This is a genomic window from Robinsoniella sp., from assembly GCF_034124845.1.
Map to the genome: position 1 here is coordinate 1,126 of NZ_JAWYAJ010000350.1, position 2,306 is coordinate 3,431.

Here is a 2,306-nt window from a genome sequence, read left to right on the forward strand (position 1 = left end):
TAAAACAATTCTTAGTGTACGGTCTTATAGAGCCACTTATTTGTGCTTGAAAAGATGATGCTTACACTGAATAAAATGCGGTCTAAAACGAAGAGAGTTTTTACGACTCCTCCTCCCGTGCTTTGTAGTATAGCTTCTTAAATCTATTGTATCAAAAACTGGAGGGGATTCAAAAACTTTCATTACTATTTGTGCCGCGCCCGAAGGCGCGCGGAATGGAGATTAATATGAAAATAGCTCTGATATCACCTAAAGGAGTTGGCATGGGAACCAATGCAGAAAATAAGAGAACAGCTGAGTTATACAAGCAGCTTTCTGATGTGGATTCATTAAAAGAATTGATGTCTTGCCCAAACTCTCCATTGCTTACAATTGCTGCTCTGGCGACTCCTTATTTTGAAGAAGTAGTTTATATTGATGAAGAAATAGAAGAAATTAATTTTACGGATGATTATGATTTAGTTGCAATGTCATTCATGACTCAGCAGGCATCAAGGGCATATGAGCTTGCAATAAAGTTCAGGGAGCTTGGGGTGTATACAATATGTGGAGGAATGCATCCTACAAATGTGCCGGAACAGACAGCACAGTATTTTGATACGGTTTTTATTGGTGAAGGAGAATTGACGTTCAAATTATTTGCAGAGGATTTTAAATCAGGAAATCCGAAAAAATTTTATAAAAATAATTCTGTCATCGACATGAAAAATACGGTAATTCCCAGGTATGACTTATTAAAAATAGATAAGTATCGCACCATACCGGTTCAAATATCGAGAGGGTGTCCTCATAATTGTGTATTTTGTGCATCTACAAAAGTATATGGTGCAAAATACAGGCATAAGGATGTAGAGCAGGTTATTAATGAAATAAATTGTATTAAAAAGCTAAAAAATAAGCCTCATATTTATTTTACTGATGATAACATGCTGGTACAAAGTGATTTTTCAATAAATCTGTTAAAAAAGTTTCAGGATACCGGTATCAGATGGATGTCACATACGGATGTTGAGGTTGCCAAGAACAGAAAAGTTCTGGAACTACTGTATGCATCAGGGTGCAGGAAGCTGGTAATTGGTTTTGAAAGTATTATTCCAAATTCTTTGAAAAATATGGAAGAGTGGAAGTTCAAACGACTGGATTTCTATGAAGAAGCTATAAAAACGATACAATCTTATGGGATTGGTGTTTGGGGAACATTTATTGTAGGACTGGATCAGGATGATACATCCGTTTTTCAAAGAGTGGTTGATTTTACTTTGAAAACTCACTTATACGGCGCTATGATTTCAGTTCCAACTCCTTATCCTGGTTCTGTTTTGTATGATAATCTTGATAAAGAGAACAGAATATTAACAAAACACTGGGGTAGTTATACACTTTGGAATGTTGTAGTGCAGCCAAAAAGAATGACGGCGAAAGAATTGGAAGATGGGTTTGAATATGTACTTAAAAGTATCTATTCCAAAGAGGCTACGTTAGAGCGCAGAGATTATTTTAAAAAGCTTTTTGCAGAAAAGAGAAGATGAATATGAAATCAATATTATTAACAGTTCCTAAAATGAATGGGCCAAACGGTGATTTTATATTAAACACTCATTGGGACAGGGAGTTTAATAATTTGCTGCAACAGAAAAGCTGGAATGTCGTAACACCTTCTATATTATTATTGGCGGCAATTGCTCAGGAAGAGGGATATGAGGTAAGTATCGCGGATGAATTTTTTAGAGAAATTGATACATCTGTTAACTATGATATTGTTTGTTTTTATACTGTAACGCCCAATGTAAAAAGAGCCTATTCCTACGCACGAATTTTTAAAGAAAAAGGCAGCTTTATTGCAATGGGGGGAGTACATACAACGTTTTGCCGGGAAGAGGCTAAAGATTACTGTGATACCATACTCATTGGTGAGGGCGAAGTTATATTCCGGGAATTTTTGCAGGATTATGCTTCGGGGCAAGCTAAATCCAGATATATACAGGTAAATTCAGGAAAGTGTCTGGAAGAATCTCCGACCCCTCTTTTCGGTTTGCTGAATAAAAAAGAAAGGCGTCTTATACCGATGCAGACTGCACGGGGGTGTTCTCATAATTGTAAATTCTGTAATGTGAGAAGTTTGTACGGAAATATATTTCGCAGCAAGAATTTAATGCAGATTGATAAAGAGCTGGACGTAATAAGCAGTTTGGATCATGTTGGAAATTTGTATCTTACAGATGATAATATTTTAAGCGATACTGATCATTTTTATAACCTACTTGATCTGTTGGGGAATAATACTTTTAAATGGTATGCTAATGCAG

The 2,306-nt window shown here is 35.9% G+C and carries 2 protein-coding genes; both read left to right on the plus strand.

What is annotated here, in order from left to right; translation table 11 throughout:
- Window positions 1–227 precede the first annotated feature (227 nt).
- Window positions 228–1,529, plus strand: a complete 1,302-nt coding sequence (locus ACH2DQ_RS17565; protein ID WP_395027654.1) for a B12-binding domain-containing radical SAM protein — start codon at window positions 228–230, stop codon at window positions 1,527–1,529.
- A gap of 2 nt (window positions 1,530–1,531) precedes the next feature.
- Window positions 1,532–2,306: B12-binding domain-containing radical SAM protein (locus tag ACH2DQ_RS17570; RefSeq protein ID WP_395027657.1), on the plus strand; the 775-nt coding region annotated here is incomplete at its 3' end.

Excerpts from the sequence above, each read along its gene's own strand:
- ACH2DQ_RS17565 (WP_395027654.1), top strand. The coding sequence starts at position 228 with ATGAAAATAGCTCTGATATCACCTAAAGGAGTTGGCATGGGAACCAAT.